14 protein-coding genes are annotated in these 19,314 nt (G+C 46.6%); 10 read left to right on the plus strand and 4 right to left on the minus strand.

Annotation, left to right across the window (positions count from 1 at the left end):
• Positions 1-60 precede the first annotated feature (60 nt).
• Both BMZ72_RS19380 and BMZ72_RS19385 read right to left on the minus strand, forming a co-directional pair.
• Entirely contained in the window at positions 61-756 is a 696-nt protein-coding gene (locus BMZ72_RS19380; RefSeq protein ID WP_089811245.1) for a LytR/AlgR family response regulator transcription factor, read from the minus strand.
• The gene (locus BMZ72_RS19385) at positions 753-1,922 is read right to left on the minus strand and encodes a sensor histidine kinase (protein WP_177222844.1); all 1,170 of its coding nucleotides are present in this window, start codon (positions 1,920-1,922) and stop codon (positions 753-755) included. Before BMZ72_RS19385 ends, BMZ72_RS19380 begins: the two co-directional genes overlap by 4 nt.
• Positions 1,923-1,984: 62 nt before the next feature.
• On the opposite strand from BMZ72_RS19385, the gene BMZ72_RS19390 reads away from it, so the two are divergent.
• Together BMZ72_RS19390 and bcp are read left to right on the plus strand one after the other, a co-directional pair.
• Positions 1,985-3,682, plus strand: coding sequence for a peptidoglycan DD-metalloendopeptidase family protein (locus BMZ72_RS19390; protein ID WP_089811249.1), 1,698 nt, complete (start codon positions 1,985-1,987; stop codon positions 3,680-3,682).
• Positions 3,683-3,699: 17 nt separating this feature from the next.
• Positions 3,700-4,161, plus strand: coding sequence for a thioredoxin-dependent thiol peroxidase (gene bcp, locus BMZ72_RS19395; protein WP_089811251.1), 462 nt, complete (start codon positions 3,700-3,702; stop codon positions 4,159-4,161).
• A gap of 80 nt (positions 4,162-4,241) precedes the next feature.
• Here the strand turns inward: bcp and BMZ72_RS19400 are convergent, their stop codons facing one another.
• Positions 4,242-5,720, minus strand: a complete 1,479-nt coding sequence (locus BMZ72_RS19400; RefSeq protein WP_255373240.1) for an SUMF1/EgtB/PvdO family nonheme iron enzyme — start codon at positions 5,718-5,720, stop codon at positions 4,242-4,244.
• Between the two features lie 643 nt (positions 5,721-6,363).
• Between BMZ72_RS19400 and porU the strand changes: the two genes are divergently transcribed.
• The 7 genes from porU to BMZ72_RS19435 all read left to right on the plus strand — a co-directional run bounded on the left by porU (position 6,364) and on the right by BMZ72_RS19435 (position 16,394).
• Positions 6,364-9,720: a type IX secretion system sortase PorU gene (porU, locus tag BMZ72_RS19405; protein WP_177222845.1), complete on the plus strand. Its 3,357-nt coding sequence runs from the start codon at positions 6,364-6,366 to the stop codon at positions 9,718-9,720.
• A 181-nt stretch (positions 9,721-9,901) separates the two neighbouring features.
• Positions 9,902-11,014: a type IX secretion system outer membrane channel protein PorV gene (gene porV / locus BMZ72_RS19410; RefSeq protein ID WP_255373241.1), complete on the plus strand. Its 1,113-nt coding sequence runs from the start codon at positions 9,902-9,904 to the stop codon at positions 11,012-11,014.
• Between the two features lie 126 nt (positions 11,015-11,140).
• Positions 11,141-11,623: a 2-C-methyl-D-erythritol 2,4-cyclodiphosphate synthase gene (ispF, locus tag BMZ72_RS19415; RefSeq protein WP_089811258.1), complete on the plus strand. Its 483-nt coding sequence runs from the start codon at positions 11,141-11,143 to the stop codon at positions 11,621-11,623.
• A gap of 70 nt (positions 11,624-11,693) precedes the next feature.
• Complete coding sequence (gene dut, locus BMZ72_RS19420) at positions 11,694-12,137, plus strand: dUTP diphosphatase (protein WP_012788859.1); 444 nt, start codon at positions 11,694-11,696, stop codon at positions 12,135-12,137.
• A gap of 3 nt (positions 12,138-12,140) precedes the next feature.
• On the plus strand, positions 12,141-13,979 hold the full coding sequence (locus BMZ72_RS19425) for a tetratricopeptide repeat protein (RefSeq protein ID WP_089811261.1): 1,839 nt from the start codon (positions 12,141-12,143) through the stop codon (positions 13,977-13,979).
• Between the two features lie 42 nt (positions 13,980-14,021).
• Positions 14,022-14,855, plus strand: coding sequence for a lipoprotein insertase outer membrane protein LolB1 (locus BMZ72_RS19430; RefSeq protein ID WP_089811263.1), 834 nt, complete (start codon positions 14,022-14,024; stop codon positions 14,853-14,855).
• A gap of 63 nt (positions 14,856-14,918) precedes the next feature.
• Positions 14,919-16,394, plus strand: a complete 1,476-nt coding sequence (locus tag BMZ72_RS19435) for a murein hydrolase activator EnvC family protein (RefSeq protein WP_143087728.1) — start codon at positions 14,919-14,921, stop codon at positions 16,392-16,394.
• 123 nt (positions 16,395-16,517) lie between these two features.
• On the opposite strand, the gene bshA is transcribed toward BMZ72_RS19435, so the two are convergent.
• A complete protein-coding gene (gene bshA / locus BMZ72_RS19440) occupies positions 16,518-17,669 on the minus strand; it encodes an N-acetyl-alpha-D-glucosaminyl L-malate synthase BshA (RefSeq protein WP_089811267.1) in 1,152 nt (383 codons plus the stop codon).
• Positions 17,670-17,921: 252 nt separating this feature from the next.
• Here bshA and BMZ72_RS19445 point away from each other — a divergent pair, with 252 nt between their 5' ends.
• On the plus strand, positions 17,922-19,298 hold the full coding sequence (locus tag BMZ72_RS19445) for a M20/M25/M40 family metallo-hydrolase (RefSeq protein WP_089811269.1): 1,377 nt from the start codon (positions 17,922-17,924) through the stop codon (positions 19,296-19,298).
• Positions 19,299-19,314 lie beyond the last annotated feature (16 nt).

A 19,314-nucleotide genomic window follows, 5' to 3' on the forward strand; every position in this document is an offset into this window, starting at 1 on the left:
CCTATTACGGCACATGGCCATAAGATTGAGGTCAAGGGGGTATTTGTTGCGGTAAATGAGTTACTGCTGCCTGAACTGACTGAAGAAAGCAGTCTCATAGCTGGTGCTGACAGGGATTTCCTGCCCGGCAATATGAATGGTTTTATTGCGTACCTGCTCTACACGGTCGAGTGCAACAATGTAAGATCTGTGTACACGGATGAATGATTGTGGCGGGAGTTTTTCCAGCAGGGTTTTCATGGTCATTCTGACGATGAGCGGTGGCTGCTGCTGCAGGTGTATTTTCAGATAATCGTCCAGTCCTTCGATAAAGAGTATTTCATTGACTTGTACTCTTGTCAATCCATAATCTACCCTGAATATGAGGGGAGGTGTGGCTGATGGTTGCGTGTGCCGGGATTGTATGAGTTGCTGTGCTTTCTGTATGGCCTGTTGGAAACGTTCGAATGTAAAAGGCTTCAGCAGATAATCGACCGCATTCAGATTAAATCCTTCCACCGCATATTCTGCATGTGCAGTCGTAAAGATAACCATTGCTTCCTGTTGCAGGGAACGATAGAAATCCGTGCCTGTAACAGAAGGCATATTGATATCAAGAAAGAGCAGATCGACCGGATATTTCCCGATATGTTTTAATGCTTCTGCGGGTACATTGAACGTTTTCTGTAACTGTATACCCTCTGTTTTTGAACAGAAATTTTCAATGATTTTCAGCGCCGGTAATTCGTCATCTATGGCGATCGCTTGTATGGTCATGATAGTTGTAATGAGAGAGACACTTCAAAATAGTTTATTTCATCTTTGATCACCAGTGTATGACTGGCAGGATATAATAACTGCAGGCGTTTGCGTGTATTTTCCAGACCGATGCCGCCTTCTGTTTCCGGCAATTCTTTTATGTTCACCTTGTTATTAAACGCAGAAAAGTGCAGTTGATTTTCCAGTATGCTGACAGCTATTTTAATGTCTGTATTTTCAGCTGCGTTGACGCCGTGTTTGAAGGCATTTTCGACAAACGAGATCAGTATCAATGGGGCGATCAGCTGGCCGGTAGCCTGTCCTGTCACTGTAAACGATAAGGGAAGCTGATCGCCGAAACGCATTTTCTGTAATTCAATATAATTGCCTAAATAGTCGATCTCTCTGGATAGTGGGACCAGCTGGTGCCCGGCATCGCTGATCACATAACGCATCATCTGTGATAGCTTGACGACCGCCGTGCCTGTCTGATCTGATTTCTCGACGGCCAGCGAATAGATCGTATTCAGGATATTGAACAGAAAATGTGGATTGATCTGTGCTTTCAGATAAGATAACTCCGCGTTGAGTTTTTCTTTTTCTGTTTGTCGCCACCTGTCGGTAATGCGGAGTATCAGGGAAAAGAAAAATACGGCCAGAAAGAGGAAGACCTGGTGGCCGATATCCAGTAAGATAGAACGGGATACCATGTGATGATCTCGTTGGGGCATGGCGCCGGGATGCATACCGGGCGGAGGAGCATCGTTACCCTGGCGGCTCATTTCGTCAGCCTGCTCCATCGGAGAATGCTGCATCTCGTGTGGATGCCTGTCTGAAGGCATTGGCATGGGATTATTGGCCGGCCACTCATAACCTTCCCGGGGAGGACCACCTCTGAAGTCCACCAACATATTTGGTAATAATACAATTACAGTGAAAGAAACCAGGGAGATCAGAAAGAACGCCAGGTATTTCCGCCGGAAATAGTACTGTGGGATCAGTACAAAATAGTTGAAATAGAAGAACAGCAGGATGACCAGGTATACCAGGAAATCTTTCAGGGCAGGCGGGTATCTCCATAGGTCTGACAGGTTGCTGGCATCCGGAGAGAACACGATGGGGAGTGCCAGAAAGATCACGCAACCGGTAATATGTATAAGCACCTGACTAACTCTTCCTTTCATAATGAGGAGATTCTGGTTATTACAAATGTAGGCAATCATTTAAATCGCCTTATTTTTGCGTCATGATAAAACGAATATTCGGGTTATGCATCCTGGTGCCTCAGCTGTTACACGCTCAATTACCGGAAAAGAACTACCCTCAGGGGTATTTCCGCAATCCGCTGAACGTGCCTATCCAACTGGCGGGTAATTACGGAGAGCTTCGTCCCAACCATTTTCACGCGGGCATTGATATTAAGACCCAGCAACAGGAAAACCTGCCCGTATATGCAGCGGCAGATGGCTATGTCAGCAGGATCGGCGTTTCTCATACAGGGTATGGCAACATCGTCTACGTCACCCACCCGAACGGGTATACCACTACATATGGTCACCTGAACCGTTTTTTCCCGGCATTGGAGCAGTATGTAAAGCAACAGCAATATGCGGCAGAGAGCTGGGCTACTGACCTGAAGATCCCGGCAGACAAGTTCCCTGTTAAAAAGGGCGAATTCATTGCCTGGAGCGGTAATACCGGCGGTTCTGCTGGTCCGCATGTGCACTTTGAAGTAAGGGATACACATACGGAAAAGCCGCTGAACCCATTACTGTTCGGTTTCGATATTCCGGATACGAAAGCGCCTGAAGTGACCAGGATCGCGATCTATGACATGGACAGAAGTGTTTATGATCAGACACCCCTGATACTGCCGGTAAAGAAAGTAGACGGGGAATATGTCACCACCACACCTGTGATAAAGGTGAGGGCAGCCGTTGCTGGTATTGGCCTGAATGCGGTAGACCGTATGAGCAATGCGCCTAACAGTTATGGGATCTATGAAGTGGTGATGTTTGATAAGGATGTGCCTAATAGTGGCTTCCAGATCGATAATATCGGCTTTGATGAATCCAGGTATATCAACGCGCATGTGGACTACAAGCTTAAAAAAGGTGGTGGTCCGTGGATGCAGCTGTTATTCTCTGTGCCAGGCAATAAACTGGGTATCTATAAGGATGTGCAGGGAGACGGTACTATTGACCTGTCAGACGGCACGCCTCATCCGGTAAAGTTGCTGGTGAAGGATGCCTATGGCAATTCCACGACTGTCAAATTCTCTTTACAGCAGAGTGGAGAGGCAATAGAGCCTACCAAATGCGCTAACACGATGTTTGCGGAATCCAGGAATATCTTTGAAAACAACCAGGTGGAGTTTTCGCTGGATGAGGAGGCATTATATGACAGGATCTGCTTTAACTATGCAGAGATTCCGGCAGGAGAGAAGTCTAAATCAGTTTCTTCTATCTTCAGGCTGCATTCGGCATTAATACCGATACACGATTATTTTACCCTGCGTATTAAGCCTGACAGGGCGATCCCTGCGGCGGTGCAAAACAAGGTAGTGATGATCCGCGAGGGGCTGGGAGAGACGATTGTGGGTACCAAACTAGATAATGGCTGGTATACCGGGGAGTTCAGAGAGCTGGGTAACTTCCACCTGGAAGTAGATACAGTGATGCCTAAGATCACCTTACTGGGTGGTGTAAAGAGTGGTGCAAACCTGTCCAAGGCAGCCAGACTGTCTTTCACGATCAGCGATAACTCGGGTATCAAAGCCTATAAGGCAGAACTGGATGGCAAATGGCTGATGTTCTCCCGCAAAGGCAATACAATCACTTATACATTTGACGAGCATTGTAAGGCTGGCAAACACAGTTTACGTTTACTGGTGACTGACCTTGCCGGTAATACAAAAGAACAGACCATTACTTTTACAAGATAGAAAGCACGGAATAAAGAATGACACATTTGAAAGAAGGGGACAAGGCGCCCATATTCAAGGGCATTGACCAGGAAGGAAAACAGGTATCCCTGACAGATCTGAAAGGAAAGAAGGTGATCCTCTATTTTTATCCGAAAGATATGACGCCCGGTTGTACCGCCCAGGCATGTAACCTGAGAGACAATTATCAGGCTTTGCTAAAAAAGGGATTTGCAGTGGTAGGCGTCAGTACGGACAGTGAGAAAAGGCATCAGAAATTCACCGAGAAATATGACCTGCCTTTCCCATTACTGGCAGATGAGGATAGATCGATACATACACAGTATGGTGTGTGGGGAGAGAAGAAGTTTATGGGGCGTATTTTTGACGGCACACATCGTACGACTTTCCTGATCAATGAAAAGGGGGTGATAGATAAGATCATTATCAAGCCTGATACAAAGAATCATACAGAAGAGATCCTTGAGATCTGGCAATAGGCGAAAGCTGATAAACTACTGATAAATAAAAAAGCCCTCCTGGATCCAGGAGGGCTTTTTTGTATGCACTGTGTGCAGTACTATCTTTTCTGGCGTTGTTTTTTGAACAGCTGACCAGTTTTGAACTTGTTACCTTCAGGGCTACCCACACGGTCCATTGCACAACGGAAACCTACTGTGTTAGTTGCCATATCTTCCTGCATGTAGCGACGTGCACCTGGAGACAGCCAGTAAGCGCGGTCGTTCCAGCTACCACCTTTTACAACGTGAGATTTATCGTTGATCAGGGAAGTGATACCGTAACCGTATTCTACGTTAGACAGGGAGTCACCATCGAGGTAGTTGATAACATCACCTTTCTGGTAGTTCAGACGGTTAGCACTTTCTTCGTCGGTTACGTCACGCATTTTCAGGTGACCCAGGCTATCTTTTTCAGGCTCGCTTTCGCCGTTCATATAGGTAGTCTGGAATTTGTTACCACGGAAATAGTTGAAGTCATCACCGTCGATTGGGTTCAGCGGACGATAAACGTCCAGTACCCACTCGCTCACGTTACCTGACATATTATAGATACCGAAAGTGTTCGGGAAGAATGCAATTACAGGACCAGGGATAGATGCACGGTCATTCAGACCACCAGCCATACCCATGTTATCACCGGAACCACGTTTGAAGTTCGCCAGGAACTGACCCTGCCATGCACCACGGCGGATATCTCTCAAACCGCTGTTGTTGGTACCCCAGGAATAAACCTGTTTGTTCATGATTAACTCCTCACCACGTTTACCTTCTTTTTTAGAAGGGCCAGGGTTCTGACCGATGTAACCGAGTGCTGCGTATTCCCACTCAGCTTCTGTCGGGAGGCGGTAGTTTGGTAACATTACACCATCTTCGAACTGAGCAGTACGAGGAGAACCGTCTGCGTTTCTGAATTGTTCCTTGGTAGATTTTGACATTTTACCAGGGATACCTTCGTAAAGACCCGCAGTATATGCTTTGGTATCGAAGGTGTTGTCGTCAGACTGGTTTTTTGTATCATTCTGAGACAGCAGACCTTTATCGATCAGCATTTTTTCGTTCACACGGTTGGAACGCCATTTACAATAGTCAACGGCTTGTTTCCAGTTTACACCTACTACCGGATAATCGTTATAGGCCGGGTGACGGAAGTAGTACTCTACAAGTGGCTCGTTGTAAGCCAGTTCGCTACGCCATACCAGGGTATCCGGTAAAGCTTTGCGGTATACTTCAGGGAAGGACTCATCGTACATACGGCGTAACCAGAAGAGGTACTCGCGGTAGTGAACGTTGGCAACTTCCGTTTCATCGATGTAGAAGGAAGAAACAGTAATACGTCTTGGGATGTTATTCCAGTCAGCCATTACGTCCTGTTCAGTCGCTCCCATGGCGAAGGTACCGCCCTGCACGAAAACAAGACCCGGACCAGTCTGCTGGTCCTTATTTTTGGCCACACTGAAACCACCCATCTTAGGATCATTGTAATTCCAGCCAGTAGCAGTGGATTTCTCCTTTTTCTTGCCAAATGAACATGCGGACATTGACAGGATTATACTGGCGCCTAAGAGCATTGAGACAGAGGTTAATCTATGCATGCGATTCAGCTTTTTTATTTGATGTTATTGGTAAACGCAAATGTAGGATAATTTATTTTATAGTAAAAATAATTAATCTGTAAGCGTTCACCGGTTTTAAGTGTTTATGTTATTGATAATCAGTTGATAGTATTTCTGTGGGCGGACTGAACTACGTATTAAGTTAATCTTAACTGTAATCCCTGCCAATGGCTTTCTGGCGGCTGTCTGGTAGTAGGTGGCGTTGGTTTTATGATTCATAGATATATGGTTACTACATACATATCACTCCATTACTTCCTTTTTTGCGATCCCCCGGGTACGTAAATATACGAATTTCCTGTTCCGGTTGTCAGTCCCGATAATTCATCTTTTATTTCACTGGCTACAGGCAGCAACGACCGATAATAGAACGCTGCAATACCGCTACTTATTATACTCAGTGGAAATACTATGTCATAAAATGTCCCGCCTGTGTATCTTCACATGTTATAAAAAGCTGAAATACAATCAGGCTGTCCCATGCAGACATTTCGTGACAACTGTCCTATTGGCTGATTTCGCCCTATAAATATATTTTATAATTATTATGTTTGCGCAAATAACCACTATGAAGCTAACCGTCTTCTTCTGTTTATTACTTGCCTGTTACCTGCCGGTAGCAGGAGCTAACGGGAGAGGTGGTCCTTACGCTGCACATTCAGTGCTTTCCCAAGGGAGCTGGTATAAGCTCGGTGTAACCCGGGAAGGCATCTACAAAATAGATAAGTCTCTGCTGAACAGAATTGGTATCAGCGGGAGTCTCAGTGAAGTAAGATTATATGGTACGGGAGGACAAATGTTACCTGAGAGCAATGCTGTCAGCAGGCATGATGATTTGCCGGAGGTAGCGCTGCTGGAGCAGGGAGATGCATTGTTTTTCTATGCACCGGGTCCTCACAGCTGGCAATACCAGGGAGGAAATTTTACACGGAGCACGAACCTGTATACTGATACGGCCTGGTATTTCGTAACCATTGGAAAAGGTCCGGGAAAGAGAATCACGCAGGATCTGACCACACCTGCAGCCACTGTTACTGTCAACAGTTATGATTATCGCGTATGGCATGAAAGCGATAGCATCAATTTTCTGAGCAGTGGTAAACAATGGTGGGGTACTAACTTCAGTAGCGTAAAACCTTCTGTTGGTATCGCATTTCCAATGGAACAGACTCCTACGTCACTGAAGGTAGGACTGAGGGTAGCCGCCAGAGGCACCAGTACCAGCAGGTTTTCCATAAAGGTGGGGAATAGTGTCGCGGGCACGCTTAATTTGTCGCCCGTCAGTGGCAATATATTTGAATCATTTGCAGCGGTGGCCTCAGGCTATTACCCGGCTTCCTATGCAGGTGAGATGCTGCCGGTTGAACTCACATTCACACCGGGTGGTGGCGGTGCTCAGGGATGGCTGGACTACCTCAGTGTGCAGGCCAGGTGTCCCCTGAAAAAAGGAGGTCTGGATCAGCTGTTTTTCCGGGACGCAACATCCGTTGCGGCAGGACAGATTGCACAGTATCGTATCGGAGAAGCAAATAACGTTACGATCGTACTGGACGTGACATCGCCCCTCGCGCCGATAAGGGTTACAACGCAGCTGACAGGTACGACACTCACTTTCTCAAGAGAATGCAGCACATTACATGAATATGTGGCATTCGACGGAAAACAGGATCTGACGCTTATTAACGGTGGCGTAGTACCTAATCAGGACTTACACGACATAAGTGGCGCAGATATGCTGATAGTGACCACACCGTCCCTGCGGACAGCAGCTTCCAAACTGGCTGCATGGCATGGTACACATGACGGACTGGATGTACGCGTGGTAACAGTGAATGAGATCTATAATGAATTTGCTTCCGGTTCGCCGGATCCAACGGCCATCAGGGACTTTGTGAAGATGTGTCATGATCGTGGAGGGCTGCAATACCTGTTGTTGTTTGGAGATGCGTCCTACGACTATAAAAACAGGATAGCAGGTAATACGAACATGGTACCAACCTGGCAAAGTACTATTTCTACGGATCCTGTATATGCCTATCCTTCAGATGACTTCTATGGTTTTCTGGATGATATGGATGATATTAACGATAACGGAAGGGTAAATCTGCTCGATGTAGCGATAGGCAGGTTGCCGGTGCAACAGCCTTCACAGGCGGAAAGTGTAGTGAATAAGATCATCGGATATAATGTGCCGGCTAACTACGGTCGCTGGCAACAGCATATTACGATTGTGGCAGATGATGGCGATGATAATCTGCATCTTGCCGATGCGGAAAGTATGAGTCAGATAGTAAGTACGCAATGGCCGGCAGGCAATATCAGAAAGATATACCTGGATGCCTATCCGAAAATAGCGGATGCAGGTGGTAGCCGTTATCCTGCGGTCAACACGGCTATAGCAGAAGACTTTTTTGACGGGACGCTGATATGGAACTATACCGGCCATGGTAGCTATTCCCGGCTGGCAGAAGAGGTCATATTGGAAGAAAGTTCTTTGGATACCTGGAAAAATGCTGGCAGACTGCCGTTGTTTATCACTGCAACGTGCGATTTTGCACCCTTTGATAACCCGGCCTATGTTTCCCTGGGAGAAAAGTTGTTGCTGAAGGAACAGGGTGGTGGTATTGCATTGATGACCACTACAAGGACAGTATTCTCTGCTTCCAACAAGGTGATGAATGCCAATTATCTGGAAAAGCTGCTGACACCCCGTGAAGATGGTCGTATGCCCACATTGGGAGAAGCGGCCCTGATGGCTAAGAATAAGACATCTGCTACACTCATTGACATTCCGAATAACCGGAAGTTTCAGTTGCTGGGTGATCCTGCGCTGACGCTGGCGTTTCCGCAGTATCATGTAGTGACGGACTCTATCAACGGAAAGGCTGTCGGAGATATCCCTGATACGCTGAAAGCGATGGGGAATTATACGGTGAAAGGCCATCTGGAAGATGAGCAGGGCATACGGCAGGATAACTACAAGGGGACCCTTTACACGACTGTGTATGATAAACCTGTTCTGCAGTATACGCTTGGTAATGATGCAGGAAGTTCAAAGGCGGCTTATTATCAGCAGCAGAACATCTTATATCGTGGTCAGCAAAGCGTTCAGAATGGTCAGTTTTCCTGCTCATTCGTAGTGCCGGCAGATATCGATTATCAGTCAGGCGCGGGTGCACTGAGTTTCTATGCAGCCAACAGTACCATGGCGGCTGGTGGCGTCTACTCAGGTGTGCAGATAGGCGGTACGGCTGACGATATTGAACAAGATCAGTCAGGACCTGTTATTAAAGCATATCTGGACAATGAGTATTTTCGTAACGGAGGGTTGACTGGCGAGAATCCGGTGCTGCTGCTGCATCTGAAGGACGACCAGGGTATCAATACTTCCGGCTATGGGATAGGGCATGATCTGATTGCGACACTTGACAATGATGAAGGGCAGTATTACATACTGAATAACTTCTTCGAAGCCACAACGGACAGCTATCAGGAAGGCCATGTACGGTTTCCGCTGTACAATCTTACAGAAGGGCCGCATACAATGGCTATCAGGGCCTGGGATACACACAATAACTCAGGTAAGGCCACATTGCAGTTCCGGGTGATAAAGTCATCCGGGATGACGGTAGGAAAAGCCAGCTGTTATCCAAACCCGTTTCATGACCAGACACAGTTCACGTTTGAGCATAATCAACAGAACCAGGTACTGGATGTCATCGTGCGGATCTATACGATAACAGGGCAACAAATAAAAACTATGCGTCATACAATAAATGATGGTGGTAGCCGTTATGTAGGGGCATCCTGGGATGGAACGAACGATTCCAAAGCAAGGGTGCCGCCTGGAATGTATATATATAGTATTTTGGTAACAGCGAATGGTAAAACATCGATTTTAGGCGGAAAAGTATCTGTATTTTAACCTATGCATCAAAATGCAAAAACTAAATTCGCACGTCCCTTACCAGGCCCCTGTTATTGAACATATTGAATTTCGTACTATTTTTACAACTCGTTCTAAACACTATTGCATGTATAATTGCATGATCAGAAAGGTGACTATCAACCTTGTCTTTATTTGTTGCATCCTATTTTCTCTGTCGATGAGTGCTCAGATTGGATCTGGTCAGCTCGATGGTCGAACAAACACTATTAATACAGCTGTACCTTTCCTTCGTATTTCGCCGGATGCAAGGGCGGGCGCGATGGGTGATGCTGGTGTAGCTACCTCTCCGGATGCGAATTCCATGTACTGGAACCTCTCCAAGGTGGCGTTTGCAAAATCCCGCTCTAATATTTCTGTTACTTATACTCCCTGGTTGAAGGAACTGGTAAATGACGTATTCCTCGCTAATCTGTCAGGTTATTACCAGCTGGATGAAATGCAGACTGTTTCTGCTTCCTTACGTTATTTCTCATTAGGTACTATCAACTTTACTGATATTACCGGTATGCCAACATATGATTATCGTCCACGTGAATTTGCATTTGATGCGGGTTACGCACGTAAGTTATCTGATAACTTCTCTGTAGCCCTGGCCGGACGTTATATCTACTCCAATCTTGCCAGCGGCGATATCAATGGCCGTGTGATCAAGCCTGGAACTGCATTCGCAACTGACCTCTCTTTCTTCTATACAAAAGACTACGAAAAGTCTGATAACAGTGTAAATACCTGGAACGTAGGTCTGGCACTGACCAATATCGGTACCAAGATCTCCTATACAGAATCAGCTACCAATAAAGACTTCCTCCCTACCAACTTTGGTCTGGGTACTTCCTACGCATTCGGCCTGGACGAGACCAACAAACTGACGCTGGCGCTCGACCTGAATAAACTGATGGTGCCTACGCCTGATAGTTTAGGTCTTTATCGTCAGAAATCCACTATCTCCGGTATCTTCTCCTCTTTTGGTGATGCACCGGGTGGTTTTGGCGAAGAACTGAAAGAGTTTACGGTGTCTATGGGTGGTGAGTATGCTTTCCGTGATCAGTTCTTCGTACGTGCCGGTTATTTCTACGAAAACAAAGACAAGGGTAACCGTAAGTACGCTACCGCTGGTCTGGGTGTGAAATATAACATGTTCGGTCTCAACTTCTCCTATCTGGTACCTTCCGGTAATGGTATTCAGCGTAACCCGCTGTCCAATACCCTTCGCTTCTCCCTGGTATTCGACCTGGATCACCACGAAGAAGATAACAGCAACACCTGGTAATCGCTGGAACTGAAATAGTTAATGTTTTTTTAAAATATAAGAATCCTCCGGAAATCGCCGGAGGATTTTTAATTTGCGATAACTTTAGCTTTTAAAAGCTTATATTTCAAAGTTTATACATCTGTCATGACTAAATTGCGCATCGGGCTGGGGGTAGATTTTCACCAGTTAACAGAAGGAAGAGATTTCTGGCTGGGAGGAGTATTGGTACCACACCACAAGGGCGCTCTGGGACATAGTGATGCGGATGTGCTGTTACACGCCATTTGCGACGCTATGCTGGGAGCTGCCAGTCTCGGGGATATCGGTCTTCATTTCCCTGATACAGACAACACGTACAAGAACATTGATAGCAAAATACTGCTGAAACGTACACTGGAACTCATCAATGAGAAAGGTTACCAGGTGGTCAATATTGACAGCACATTGTGCCTGCAGGCGCCTAAGATCAAGCCTTATGTAGTACAGATGCAGGAAACCATTGCCGGTATCCTGAACATCTCAACAGAGGAGATCTCTATCAAAGCCACTACTACTGAGAAACTGGGCTTTGTAGGGCGTGAAGAAGGTGTGGTGGCATACGCGACCGTACTCCTGGAAAAGGCCTGATAACTTATCATCAATCAACCAATTGTCTGTAGTCTGCCGACTATGGACTATTTAAAATACCTTTGCATCAATGGCAGCTATTACAGTTAAAATCATCAATAAATCCGCAAATCCGCTGCCGGCCTATGCCACAGCAGAAGCGGCCGGGATGGACCTCAGGGCTAACCTGGAAACAGCTATTTCTTTGCAACCACTGGAGAGGATGCTCATTCCTACGGGTCTGTTTATGGAACTACCTACCGGCTATGAAGCCCAGATCAGGCCACGTAGCGGTCTGGCCATCAAGCAGGGTTTAACCCTCCTGAACACACCCGGCACAATTGATGCGGATTACAGAGGAGAGATCAAAGTTATTATGATCAACCTGTCAAACGAGCCACAGACAATTGCCCACGGTGAAAGGATCGCACAGATGGTTATCGCACCATTTGTACAGGCCCAGCTCGAAGCAGTAGAACTGCTGACAGAAACAGAACGTGGTGCCGGCGGTTTTGGCCACACCGGTAAATCTTAATAAATGTTCAGAACCCACAATAACGATAAAACCTTGCCCGTAATAAACAGTCTGCCGGCTTTCTGCAGACGCGTAAGCCGGTTGTCTTTGTTACTGGCAGGTTTTTGTTGTGTGTTGGGGACTGCCTGCCGCACCGGCAAATCCGTTGCCTCCCGTCAGTCTTCTTCCCGGACCGTACACGTTATCCGGGATTCATCCCTCTTGCAGCAAAGGGCTGACAGTCTTTTCTTCTCTGCGGAACGCTCCAAAATGCTGGGCGACTACCGTACTGCCATCACACAGTTTTCTGACTACCTGCGCCTGAAAAGGAACAATCCTACTGCCTATTACGAACTGGCCCGCCTCTTCATCGAGGTACGGAACCCGCAATATGCACTGGGCTTTGCCCGCAGGGCAGCCAATATGGATACTGCCAATAAATGGTTCCAGATAACACTGGCAGATGCGTTCGGTGTCAATGCACAGTTTGACAGTTCTGCAGCTGTATATGACCGTCTTTCCAGGAGATATCCCGAAAATGAAGAGTATATCTACAACAAGGGGATGTTCCTGTCAAAGGCAGATAAAACAGAAGCCGCACTCGTCGTATTTGATACGCTCGAAGCAAGGACAGGACTGGTAGAGGAACTGGCCTTCCAGAAGCAGCGCCTGTACCTTAAACTGAACAGGATAGATGATGCCGCAGCTGAAGTACAGAAGCTTATTAATCAGAACCCGGAGGAAGTCAGGTATTACCTGATACTCGGAGATATTTACAATTCCAACGATCGTGTAGAAGAAGCAACAGCTATTTATAATGAAGTGTTGACGCGTGATTCTACCAATCCGCGGGCATTGATAGCGCTGTCGGGCTATGCTAAGAAAGATGGGGATACAGTCCAGTACTGGAGGTATCTGACCCGTGCATTCACCAATCCTGACTACAGCATTGACGAGAAAGTAGCGTATGTGTATCCTTACCTGCAAATGCAGAAACTGGATACCAGCAAACTGAAAGAAGGCTTACAGTTGTCTCAGCTGGTGATCAATGCACATCCTGATGAAGCAAAGGCCTATGCATTGCAGGCGGATATGTTTTCTCAGGCCGGCATGCTGGATAGTGCGCTGATTGATTATAATAAGGCTGTTACACTGGATTCCACACGTTTTACCGTGTGGTACCAGCTGATGTGGCTTTACTCCCGTAAAGAGGACCCTGCTAATTTGCTGAAAGTGAGTTCAGTAGTATCTGAGCGTTTTCCAAAGGAATTTATGGGGCATTATTTCAAAGGGGTGGCTAACTTTTTGCTGCAAAATTATCCTGCATCCATAGATGCACTGAATATGGCCGTACAGAACGGAAATAATGGTGATAAAGGCACCCGGGCAGATGTATATTCACTGTTGGGAGATGCCTACCATGCTACTGGCCAACATCAGTTATCGGACAGTTGTTACGACAAATCGCTTGCGATCAGACCCAATGACGCGCTGGTACTGAATAACTTCAGTTATTATCTCTCGCTGAGAGGAGAGCAGCTGAACAAGGCAGAAAGTATGTCCAAACGCTCACTGGAACTGGAACCTGAGAGCGCGAATTTCATGGATACCTACGCATGGATCCTGTTCCGTTTGGCCCGTTATGAACAGGCTAAAGAATGGATGGAAAAGGCTTTACAGCACGAAGATGCACGCGAGAATCCAGGTATGCTGGAACATTATGGAGATATCCTGTTCAATCTCCATGAAGTAGATAAAGCGCTTGAATATTGGCAGCTGGCCAAACAAAAGGGCGCCAATTCGGTAGGGTTAGCCCGCAAAATTGCAGAAAAACGGTATATACTTGCAACCGAAAGGGAATAGGGAACTTCCCGGTGAAACAGGGAATGTATTGAATTAAAGATCATGATGAAGCAAACATTAGCACTGATAGTATTAGGTATTGTAAGCACGGGACTCTTTTCATGCAGGCATAGCCGCCAGATAGCAGGTACGTCTTTTCCGGTAACGGATACCACTCATCATCAGGCCTCAGCAGCAGACAGCGCATCCATTGCTGCTGCAAATACTTTTAATAAAGAAATGCTCGCAAAACTGCGGGGCAACTATATCAGTTTTAACACCTTCTCCGCCAAATTAAAGGTTGATTTCGAAACGGAAGCCAAACAGATGTCGGGCATTAACGCTAACATGCGTATGCAGAAAGACAGTATTATATGGATCTCCGTATCGGCGCCGATCATCGGAGAAGTAGCCAGGGCGATTATCACACCAGATAGTCTGAAAGCGATCGATAAGTTTCATAAAGTAGCATATCTCCGTGATATGAATAATGCAAAGGACCTGCTGAATATTCCTTTCGATTTCAAGACTTTACAGGACCTGATCATTGGTAATCCCATCTATCTCACAGACTCCGTATATCAGGTCGTAAAAACGCCATCCGTGATATCTTTCACCTGTGATAGTACCATGTTCACCAGCCTGTTCAATGTCTTTGCTGATGACTATGTACTGCAACAAAGCAAAGTGATGGATAAGGACAGTACACGCAGGCGTTCTATCGAACTCACTTATGGTGAATACAAATCATTAGATAAGGTTAAATTTGCTACCCTCAGGCGGGTTTTTGTGGAAGAGAAGAACTACACAAAGATCAATATGGAATTTAACAAAATAGATTTCGAACAGCCTTTAAGCTTTCCATTCACAATTCCCTCCGGTTATACAAGAGAGTAGGAATGTATTGGATTGTACCTGAAATTTGTAAATTGCTATTTTGCAGCTATCTTTAAAACCATCATGCTGAATCTGAAGAAGTTTTTCCCGTTTGTATTGATCTTAGGTTTATTACCGGCCTTGCTAAACGCACAGGCTCCCCAATTGTCGCGGGAAGAACTCGAGCATAGAAAAAAAGAGCTGCAACGTGAGATCGATGAAGCGAATGAAGCACTGAAGAATACCAAGAAGTCTACCCGTGAAAGCGTGAGCCAGTTAAGAGCCTTACGTGATAAAATCACTTTACGTACCCGTCTTATCAATAACATCAACGAAGAAATTAACTTCATCAATGGCGATATCAACTCTGCCTACAGGGACATTAAAACCCTGGAGAAGGACCTGGATACGCTGAAGTCACAATATGCACAGCTGGTCGTATATGCGTATAAAAACCGCAGCACTTATGACATGCTGAACTTCATCTTTTCTGCTGAGACTTTCAATGATGCGATCAAACGATATCAGTACCTGAAACAATACCGTGATTATCGTCGCAGACAAGCGGACAATATTCTGGAAACCAGGGTATTGCTGAGCAAGAAGATCGAAAGTCTGCAGGAACAGAAGGAAAAACGTTCCGGTACCCTGAAAACAGAACAGGAGCAGCGTACGATCCTTGAAACGGATAAGAAGGAGAAGGATAAGGTATTGACCAATCTGAAAGGGCGTGAGAAAGAGTTGATGACCGACATCACGAAGAACAAGAAAGATGCGCAGAAGGTACAGGCTGCTATTCAGGCGGTTATTCGTCGTGAGATAGAGATCGCCCGCAGACAGGCCGAAGAGGAAGCAGCTGCTAAGCGTAAAGCTGCTGCTGACGAGAAACGCAGAAAAGAAGAAGCGGCTAAAAAGGCTGCCGCCCTTGCTGCTGCGAATGCTGCCGCTGCAAAAGCTGCCGCCCAGGCCGCCCAGAATGCAAATAACAATAATGCAGTAGCTGCTAACGATAAACCTGATAAACCGGATCCTAAGCCAGTTGAACCTGCGCCGAAACCTCCGGTTGCTACACCTGCTCCGGAGCCTGAAAAACCTGTACGTACAGAGAACGTACTTGAAGCTACACCGGAAGCACTGGCATTGTCAGAAAGTTTCGAAAGCAATCGTGGTAAACTGCCATGGCCGGTAAGTTCCGGTCATATCATCGGTCACTTTGGCCGTCAGCAGCACGCGGTAATAGAAAGGATCACTGTAGAGAATGACGGTGTGATCATCGGAACCGGCAAAGGAGCACCTGTAAAGGCAATCTTCCAGGGTGAGGTGAGAACAGTAGCTGTGATTCCGGGTGGTGGTTCGCTGGTGATCATCAGACATGGTCAGTATTTTACCAACTATGCCCGTTTGCAGAGTGTAAACGTGAGAACGGGAGACAGGGTGAGCACAGGTCAGGTGATCGGTACAGCCGGTACCAATGAACTGGAGAACCTGGGAGAGGTAGAATTGCAGATCTACAGAGGTATACAGAAGCAGAACCCTGAGTTCTGGATCAGAAAGAAATAACTACATGAATAACATACTGAAAAGCCCCTGGATTAACTTCCAGGGGCTTTTTTATTGCGGCTGAATAAAAAAGCGGCAGTCAGTATACCCTGACCGCCGCTTTTATGTAAAAGGCTTAAAGACTTATTTATCAACAGATTCCAGTGCTCTGTTCATCACTTCTTCATACAGTGCCTCATATTGCGGGATGATATTGTCGATGTGGAAACGTTGTGCCTGTTCCAGCGCACCTTTACGCAACGCCGCCAGCAGTTTCTCATCTTCCAGCAGTTTAATGGCGTTTTCAGCCATGCTGTCAACATCTCCTACAGGGCTCAGGAAACCTGTTTTACCATGGATATTTACTTCCGGCAGACCACCTGCATTTGAAGAAATAACCGGTACTTCTGCCGCCATCGCTTCCAGTGCTGCCAGACCGAAGCTTTCGTAATCAGAAGGCAGTACAAAGAGGTCCGCAATAGACATTACATCTTCCAGCTGTTCCTGTTTACCTACAAAACGGATGTCACCGCACAGGTTCATCTCACGGCACATCGCCTCGATAGCAGGCCTGTCCGGACCATCACCTACCAGCAGCAGCTTGGAAGGGATCTTTTCTCTTACCTTCTGGAATACTTTTACCACATCAGGTACACGTTTCACCTTACGGAAGTTGGATACATGCAGGAGTATTTTTTCGCCGTTAGGCGCAATCGCATTTCTGAAGTGCATCAGTTCCGATGAGCGGCGTTTGAAGCGCTCAGTATCCACGAAGTTGTAAATGACCTCGATATCTTTCTCGATCTGGAATGATTTATAGGTCTCTTCGCGGAGGTTGTTGGATACAGCCGTAATAGCATCCGACTCGTTGATAGAGAAGGTGACTACCGGGGCATAGGTCTTATCTTTACCTACCAGGGTGATATCTGTACCATGGAGTGTTGTGATAAACGGTACAATACGGCCCTGCTTGCTCACGATCTGTTTTGCCAGGTAAGCTGTAGAGGCATGCGGAATGGCATAATGTACATGCAGCAGATCCAGCTGCTGATTCAATATGACATCAACCATTGTGCTGCTCAGTGCAGACTCGTAGGGTGGGAAATCAAATAGCGGGTAAGTAGGAACCTGCACCTCGTGATAATATATATTGGCATGAAAGGCATTAAGTCTCACAGGTTGCTGGTACGTGATAAAATGGACCATATGTCCCTTATCTGCCAGTGCCTTCCCCAGTTCTGTTGCCAGTACGCCACTACCCCCATAAGTAGGGTAACATACTATTCCAATTCGCATGTGTTGTTATTTAAAACTTTAAAACGCTAAACGTCAGTGCCAGACGTTTAGCATCGAAATGCAGAACGCTTCACGCAGAACACAGTTTTTACGTTAATTACAGACTACAAAATTATAACATTTTAATTAGCTACTCCCTGTAATTGGGATTAGCGGCATGTTAAGGTTGTCTTGTCCTATTAATGTATGAGGCACCCATTTGAATAACAGGCTTATTTAATTAGTTTTAGTCCTTTAAAATCGACTGTGTTTATGAGAAATTACCTGCTGCCGGCACTGTTGGCCATCGCCGTTCCGGTATGTGCACAACAGAAAGAGAATGATTCCCTGGCCTTAAGAAGCCTTGCTAATGAAGTGCTTACGCACAGTAAGGCATATGCCAATCTGAAAGAGCTTACCCAGCAGGTAGGCGGCCGTCTGGCTGGCTCGCCACAGATGGTGAAAGCGGAGAAATGGGGTGAAAAGGTACTGAAGGACGCCGGTGCCGATACGGTGTATCTGCAGGCCTGCCAGGTGCCTCATTGGGTGAGGGGCGCTAAGGAGGAAGTGCGTATTATTTCCCGCCGCCGCGACTTTATACCGCCTTTAAACGTACTGGCCCTGGGTAATTCCGTTGGTAGTGCGCCCGCAGGTATTACCGCTCCGGTAATTGAAGTCGCTTCTTTTGAAGACCTGGAGGCGAAAAAGGACGAGATCAAAGGCAAGATCGTTTTCTATAACTATCACTTCAAACCAGAGCTGATCCACACCTTCGAGTCTTATGGCGATGCAGTGAAATACCGTGGCCAGGGTGCCAGCCGTGCTGCCAAATATGGTGCAGTGGCAGTAGTCGTGCGTTCCATGACACATGGAGCGAACAACCTCCCGCATACCGGCGCCATGAAGTATGATGAAGCTTTCCCTAAGATTCCTGCTGTCGCGATCGGTCTGGAAGACGCAGATCTGCTGAGTAACCGCCTGAAAGGGGAATCCGACATGAAATTATATCTCCGTACCAGCTGTAAAATGCTGCCTGACACGACTGGCCATAACGTGATCGGAGAGATCCGCGGTACTGAACAGCCTAATCAGATCATCACCGTTGGTGGTCACCTGGACTCCTGGGATGTAAATGAAGGTGCACACGATGACGGTACCGGCTGTGTACAGTCTGTCGAACTGCTGCGTGCCTTCAAAGCCCTGGGCCTTAAACCAAAACATACCATCCGTGTTGTACTGTTTGCAAACGAAGAAAATGGTACCCGTGGCGGTAAGAAATATGCAGAAGTTGCAAAAGCAAAGGGAGAGCATCATATATTCGCACTGGAAAGTGATGCTGGTGGTTTTACCCCCCGTGGTTTCTCCCTGATGATGCCTGATGAAAAACGTGCAAAGATTGCATCCTGGGCGCCGCTGTTCCTGCCATATGATGTATACGATTTTACAGGTGTTGGCGGTGGCGTGGACGTAGGAGAACTGTACGAAGCGATCGGTACCCCAATGGGAGAACTGATGCCTGATTCCCAGCGTTATTTCGACCTGCATCATGCTGCGAACGATACCTTTGAAGCGGTGAACAAGAGAGAGCTGGAACTGGGTGCATTCAGCATGGCAGGCCTGATCTACCTGATCGATAAATATGGATTGTAATCCTTACCTGATCAAA

Source organism: Chitinophaga sp. YR627 (assembly GCF_900114995.1).
GTDB lineage: Bacteria > Bacteroidota > Bacteroidia > Chitinophagales > Chitinophagaceae > Chitinophaga.

Excerpts from the sequence above, each read along its gene's own strand:
- BMZ72_RS19435 (WP_143087728.1), top strand. The coding sequence starts at position 14,919 with ATGCTGAATCTGAAGAAGTTTTTCCCGTTTGTATTGATCTTAGGTTTA.
- dut (WP_012788859.1), top strand. The coding sequence starts at position 11,694 with ATGGCAGCTATTACAGTTAAAATCATCAATAAATCCGCAAATCCGCTG.
- porV (WP_255373241.1), top strand. The coding sequence starts at position 9,902 with ATGAGTGCTCAGATTGGATCTGGTCAGCTCGATGGTCGAACAAACACT.
- bcp (WP_089811251.1), top strand. The coding sequence starts at position 3,700 with ATGACACATTTGAAAGAAGGGGACAAGGCGCCCATATTCAAGGGCATT.
- BMZ72_RS19445 (WP_089811269.1), top strand. The coding sequence starts at position 17,922 with ATGAGAAATTACCTGCTGCCGGCACTGTTGGCCATCGCCGTTCCGGTA.
- ispF (WP_089811258.1), top strand. The coding sequence starts at position 11,141 with ATGACTAAATTGCGCATCGGGCTGGGGGTAGATTTTCACCAGTTAACA.
- BMZ72_RS19425 (WP_089811261.1), top strand. The coding sequence starts at position 12,141 with ATGTTCAGAACCCACAATAACGATAAAACCTTGCCCGTAATAAACAGT.
- BMZ72_RS19400 (WP_255373240.1), bottom strand. The coding sequence starts at position 5,720 with ATGTCCGCATGTTCATTTGGCAAGAAAAAGGAGAAATCCACTGCTACT.
- porU (WP_177222845.1), top strand. The coding sequence starts at position 6,364 with ATGAAGCTAACCGTCTTCTTCTGTTTATTACTTGCCTGTTACCTGCCG.
- BMZ72_RS19430 (WP_089811263.1), top strand. The coding sequence starts at position 14,022 with ATGATGAAGCAAACATTAGCACTGATAGTATTAGGTATTGTAAGCACG.
- BMZ72_RS19390 (WP_089811249.1), top strand. The coding sequence starts at position 1,985 with ATGATAAAACGAATATTCGGGTTATGCATCCTGGTGCCTCAGCTGTTA.
- bshA (WP_089811267.1), bottom strand. The coding sequence starts at position 17,669 with ATGCGAATTGGAATAGTATGTTACCCTACTTATGGGGGTAGTGGCGTA.
- BMZ72_RS19385 (WP_177222844.1), bottom strand. The coding sequence starts at position 1,922 with ATGAAAGGAAGAGTTAGTCAGGTGCTTATACATATTACCGGTTGCGTG.
- BMZ72_RS19380 (WP_089811245.1), bottom strand. The coding sequence starts at position 756 with ATGACCATACAAGCGATCGCCATAGATGACGAATTACCGGCGCTGAAA.